The following is a 5,058-nucleotide window of genomic DNA, read 5'->3' as shown; positions in this document are numbered from 1 at the left end:
CGAATTTTCGATACTCGACAGTCGTGCCATGCAGGATCTTCCGCGCCTGAAGGCATTCATGAGCAGGCCGGAGAATCGTCAGCGCAAGGTCGTGCTGGTCGGGCTGGCCGACAAACAGGCAGCGCCGTACATGGCGCTGTCGCTGAGTAATGAGCGCGCGGATCTGGTCGCACAAGCCTTAGCCGAATATGGGATCTACCCGGTCAAGGTGCGTGGCATCGGCGCGGTTCTGCCGCTGGCGGATAGCGTATCGGATCGTCGCCGGAATCAGCGCGTGGAAATCTGGTTGCGCTGAAACTCCGGATTCATTTCTTCAGTCGCGCCATCAGCGCCTGCAACGCGGCTTGGGTGTCGGTCGAGTACCAGCCGTCGAGGAAGCGCTGCAGATCGGCATCGCCGAAGCCATCGAGCGCGCGAATCACGTCCGCACGCGCGATCGCCCGCGTGGCGAGCATCGGCGAGTTTGGCAGGGTGAGCAGTTCTTCCAGCCAGCGCAAAGAGCGCGTCACGACGTCGCCGGCATCGGTGAGTTCATCGACCACGCCCAGCGCCAGCGCCTGTTCCGATTCGATCATCGCGCCGGCCACGATCAGGCGTTCGGCGCGATGGGCGCCGGTGACGCGGCGCATCAGGTACTGGATCGCGTCGGGCACGGCAAGACCGACCTGGGTTTCATTGAGGCCGATGCGAAACGGCCCGCGCGCCATGATGCGGTAGTCGCAGCACAGCGCGAGTACGCAGCCGCCAGCGGGGTTGTGCCCGGCAATCGCGGCGACCACCGGTATCGGCGACTTGGCCAGCGCGCGGGAGGCATCGAAGAATTGCGACCAGCATGATGCGAGGCCGGCGCGATCCAGTGTCATCAGATAGGGCACGTCCAGCCCGCCGGAAAAAACCTTTTCTCCTCCCGAGAGGATCAGTGCGCGCGCGCCCTGACCCGGCGCCGCGGTAATCGCCGCGATCAGGGCCGACAGCAATTCGTTGTTGAGCGCGTTGACTGGCGGGCGACTCAGTCGCAGTTCGTGGATGTCGCCGTGCTTGTTGATCTCGATCATGGGTCGGCCTGCGAAAGGTTGAGTCGACGGAGCGGGTTTTTGCTGCGGATGTCAGTGCGGGATATTGACGTCTGCCGCCCAGCGATAACGGACGGTGTAACGCAGCTTCGCCTCACCACCGGCGGGGACGGGGACGTCGAAGCTTGCGGTCTGCGCGTTGCGTTTGTCGAACGGCAGCGAGCTGGCGGTCATCTCCCAACTACTCCAGCGCGACAGGCGCTCGTTGATGCGCACGGTGTTGGCGACGGCCTTGGCATTCTTAACCGTCACGCTGATCGTTTCGGTCATCGTGCGACCTTCACGATCCAGCGAAAAATCTTCGCGCTTGCGTTCGACGGAGAGATCGAAGACGTTGCCGATCGCCAGACTCACGTCGGCGTTCGCGGGCGTATGAGCGATGTTCGCCTCGCCGAGGAAATCCTGGCCATCGAACATGCGCACACGACCCGCCGGCAGCGGCAATCCGAGTCCGGATGTCTTGGCATTCCTGAAACGAAGCGTGGCAATCACCGGCTGCGATTGCCCATCGGTCGCGCCGTAATTGGCATCGACGATGGGATAGGGCGGAGTCCAGTCGCCCGTGTTGGAGCTGGATTCGTAGCGCCGTTCGCAGGCGACATCAGTGACAGGATTCACCAGCGGCAGATGTTGCACGCTGCCTTGCGGAAGCGAACCGGCGTTGGGTAGTTTGTAGGCCTGGTATTCGCCGGATGCCTGCGCCTGCGGCGCGCTGTCGGCGATCATCATCTTTGCCCGCGGCGCGGCCGCGGCCATCGCCATCATTTCCGGCCCTGCGGCGCTGACGCGATTGGGCTCGCCCGCGACCAGCGTCAGCATCGCATCCTTGAAATCGGCGCCAGAGCGATTGACCACCATCGCCGAACCTTCCAGCGCCATGCGGCAGTCCTTGCCCACGCCCTGCACGTTGACGTTGTATTCGGCGCGCCAGGCCAGGCCGGCGGTGGCATAGGAAAGTCCGAAATCCTGACGGCCCCCGTGATCGGCATTGATCGACCAGTTCATCGTCGGCTCGTTGACCATGCCGGCAGGAAGACCGGGCAATTCGAAGCTGGAAAAATTCGCGAGCACCTTGATGCGGCCATCGTTGAGTCGCAACGTGAGGCCATTGCCTGCTGACACCAATGTTCCGGCGAGCACCTGCCGTTCGTTGCCGACAGCCTGTTCCACCGTTACCGATTGTCCGATCGCACGTCGCAACAATTCATCCTGACCGGCAAGCGCGAAATCGAAACGCTGTCCGCGGATCGATGCCCCAGCACTCGGTTTGAGCAATACGGAGCTGGCATCGAGGGCGCGCGGCAGTCCAGCCAATGCGACATCGTTGTCGCCATTTTTCAGATCGAAAGCCACGCGGCGCTCGACCAGCGCGAAGCCCGGACCACCGGCCTGTGCTTCGGATTGCGTGACGGCGTCGAAGTCGCCGCTGTAGATGGTGAGGCTGGTTTCTGCGGCGTGGCTGGGCGTGGTCATGGCGATCAGGGCCGTGGCTAGGGACGTGGTGGCGATGCGATGGATCATGGTTGGCTCCGTGCTGGCGCGAGGGATATCATAGGCCCATGAACGCAAAACGATTTCTTTCGGGGTTTTTGTTGCTGGCGCTTTCCTCCAGCGTGATGGCATCGGTGCCGACTTGCACGCCGGTGATCGAGAAAGCCTGGATTCGCAGCGCCGCACCGGGATCGATGATGTTGGCGGGCTACGGCATCGTCAACAATGCCTGTCCGCAGGCGATCACGATCAAGGCGGTAAGCAGCGCGGACTTCGCGTCAGCGATGATGCACGAGACCTTGATCGAGGGTGGCATCAGCAAGATGCGCCATGTCGCAGCGCTGCCGGTGGCGGCACATGCCAGCGTGGCATTCGCGCCCAGCGGGCGGCATTTGATGCTGATGCAGCCCAAACATCCGCTCAAGGAAGGCGACAAGGTCAGGTTGAAATTATCCTTGACCGATGGTCGCGAGATCGCTGCCGATTTCGTGGTTCGCAAGGACGCGCCAGGCAAGTAGGTGCTTGCGGATCATGAAGAATCGCGCGCAGGAAAAGTCTGTCCCGCGTGATGTTTTTCTAATTGTTGATTCCGGCGCAGGCGCTGCGCACCGCGTCGGGCAAGGTCACCGACTGGCCGTCGCGATTGACCCAGACCAGCACGGTATTGCCATCGGCATAAAGCAGCTCGGGCTGCATTGCGGAAAGAATGCGATGGCCGAGCGTGACGCTCTTGCCACCGACGCGTTCAGCAAATAATTCCACCCGCAGCGTTTCCGGCCAGCCGATTGGCCGGCGATAGTTGACGGCGATCGCAGCGAGAATCGGCGCCGATGATTCGCCTGCCCAGTCTTCGCTGAGCGATTTGAACCAGCGCACCCGCGCCTCTTCGATATAGCCGAGGTAACTCTGGTTGTTGACGTGGTTGAACGCATCCAGATCGCGCCAGCGTACTTCGATGACGATACTGTGGACGACTGCGTTCATTTCGTTTTCTTCTTTGCTGCGGGCTTGGGCTTGTCCAGCAGTTTGCGCAGGAAGTGGCCGGTGTGTGAGGCATCGATTCCGGCAAGATCCTCGGGCGTACCCTGCGCGATGATCTGGCCGCCGCGGTGGCCACCTTCCGGGCCGAGATCGATCACCCAGTCGGCGGTCTTGATCACGTCGAGATTGTGTTCGATCACCACGACCGTATTGCCGTCGTCGCGCAGCTTGTGCAGCACGGTGAGCAGATGCTCGATGTCGTGGAAATGCAGGCCGGTGGTTGGCTCGTCGAGAATGTAGAGCGTCTGTCCTGTATCGCGGCGGCTGAGTTCCTTGGACAACTTCACGCGCTGCGCTTCGCCGCCCGACAATGTCGTCGCACTCTGGCCGAGCTTGATGTAGGACAGTCCGACATCGATCAGCGTTTCGAGTTTTCGCGACAGGGTCGGTACCGGCTCGAACAACTTGAGCGCGTCCTCCACGGTCATGTCGAGGATGTCGTGGATGCTGTAACCCTTGTAGCGGATTTCCAGAGTTTCGCGGTTGTAGCGCTTGCCGTGACAGACGTCGCAGGGCACGTAGACATCCGGCAGGAAATGCATTTCGACCTTGATCAGGCCGTCGCCCTGGCAGGCTTCGCAACGACCGCCGCGGACGTTGAAGCTGAAGCGTCCGGGCGAATAGCCGCGCGCGCGCGCTTCCGGAACCTGCGCGAACAATTCGCGTAGCGGCGTGAACAGGCCGGTGTAGGTCGCCGGGTTCGAGCGTGGCGTGCGTCCGATCGGCGATTGGTCGATGTCGACGACCTTGTCGAACAATTCGATGCCTTGCACTTCCCGGTACGGTGCAACGGTGTGCGAGGCGCCGTTCAATTCGTTGGCGGCGATCTGATAGAGGGTGTCGTTGATCAGCGTCGATTTTCCTGATCCCGATACGCCGGTGATGCAGGTGAACAATCCCGCGGGGATCGCCAGATCCACATCCTTGAGGTTGTTGCCGGAAGCGCCGAGCAGGTGCAGCGTCATCTTCGGATTGGCGACGTGACGCTTCTTGGGAATTTCGATGCGGCGGCGACCCGACAGATACGCGCCGGTCAGCGAGCGCGGCGCTTTCAGGATGTCGGCGAGTTTGCCCTGGGCGATGATCTCGCCGCCGTGCACGCCCGCACCGGGGCCGATGTCGACGACGTGGTCGGCGATGCGGATCGCGTCCTCGTCGTGTTCGACGACGATCACGGTATTGCCCATGTCGCGCAGTCGCACCAGCGTGCCGAGCAGGCGCTCGTTGTCGCGCTGGTGCAGGCCGATCGAGGGTTCGTCGAGCACGTACATCACGCCGACCAGGCCGGCACCGATCTGCGAGGCCAGGCGGATGCGCTGCGCTTCGCCGCCGGATAGCGTGTCGGCCTTGCGTTCCAGCGTCAGATAATCGAGACCGACATCGACGAGGAATTTCAGGCGCTCGCGGATTTCCTTGACGATCTTCACGGCGATCTCGCCGCGCCAGCCCGGCA

General features: G+C 62.3%; 5 protein-coding genes and 1 pseudogene. 2 read left to right on the top strand and 4 right to left on the bottom strand.

Going from position 1 to position 5,058, the window contains the following annotated elements; all coding sequences use genetic code 11:
- Positions 1 to 295 (top strand): OmpA family protein (locus VKM35_RS02530; protein WP_324318025.1); only part of this gene is annotated, 295 nt, incomplete at its 5' end.
- Positions 296 to 305: 10 nt separating this feature from the next.
- Here the strand turns inward: VKM35_RS02530 and VKM35_RS02525 are convergent.
- Both VKM35_RS02525 and VKM35_RS02520 read right to left on the bottom strand, forming a co-directional pair.
- Complete coding sequence (locus tag VKM35_RS02525) at positions 306 to 1,055, bottom strand: enoyl-CoA hydratase/isomerase family protein (RefSeq protein ID WP_324318023.1); 750 nt, start codon at positions 1,053 to 1,055, stop codon at positions 306 to 308.
- Positions 1,056 to 1,106: 51 nt separating this feature from the next.
- Positions 1,107 to 2,594 (bottom strand): DUF4139 domain-containing protein, encoded by a 1,488-nt coding sequence (locus VKM35_RS02520; RefSeq protein ID WP_324318021.1) that lies wholly within the window; start codon positions 2,592 to 2,594, stop codon positions 1,107 to 1,109.
- A gap of 38 nt (positions 2,595 to 2,632) precedes the next feature.
- Here VKM35_RS02520 and VKM35_RS02515 point away from each other — a divergent pair, with 38 nt between their 5' ends.
- Complete coding sequence (locus VKM35_RS02515; protein ID WP_324318019.1) at positions 2,633 to 3,082, top strand: copper chaperone PCu(A)C; 450 nt, start codon at positions 2,633 to 2,635, stop codon at positions 3,080 to 3,082.
- 58 nt (positions 3,083 to 3,140) lie between these two features.
- Here the strand turns inward: VKM35_RS02515 and VKM35_RS02510 are convergent, their stop codons facing one another.
- Positions 3,141 to 3,548, bottom strand: coding sequence for a thioesterase family protein (locus VKM35_RS02510; protein WP_324318017.1), 408 nt, complete (start codon positions 3,546 to 3,548; stop codon positions 3,141 to 3,143).
- A gap of 23 nt (positions 3,549 to 3,571) precedes the next feature.
- Positions 3,572 to 5,058 (bottom strand): annotated as a pseudogene (gene uvrA / locus VKM35_RS02505) (excinuclease ABC subunit UvrA); the annotation flags it as partial.

It is taken from the genome of Arenimonas sp. (assembly GCF_035312645.1).
Taxonomy (GTDB): Bacteria; Pseudomonadota; Gammaproteobacteria; order Xanthomonadales; family Xanthomonadaceae; genus Arenimonas.
Note: the sequence above shows the minus strand (reverse complement) of the source record. Positions and strands in the feature narration are given on the sequence as shown.

Bases quoted from the DNA above. Each gene is read 5' to 3' on its own strand.
- VKM35_RS02525 (WP_324318023.1), bottom strand. From the start codon at position 1,055: ATGATCGAGATCAACAAGCACGGCGACATCCACGAACTGCGACTGAGT.
- VKM35_RS02515 (WP_324318019.1), top strand. From the start codon at position 2,633: ATGAACGCAAAACGATTTCTTTCGGGGTTTTTGTTGCTGGCGCTTTCC.
- VKM35_RS02510 (WP_324318017.1), bottom strand. From the start codon at position 3,548: ATGAACGCAGTCGTCCACAGTATCGTCATCGAAGTACGCTGGCGCGAT.
- VKM35_RS02520 (WP_324318021.1), bottom strand. From the start codon at position 2,594: ATGATCCATCGCATCGCCACCACGTCCCTAGCCACGGCCCTGATCGCC.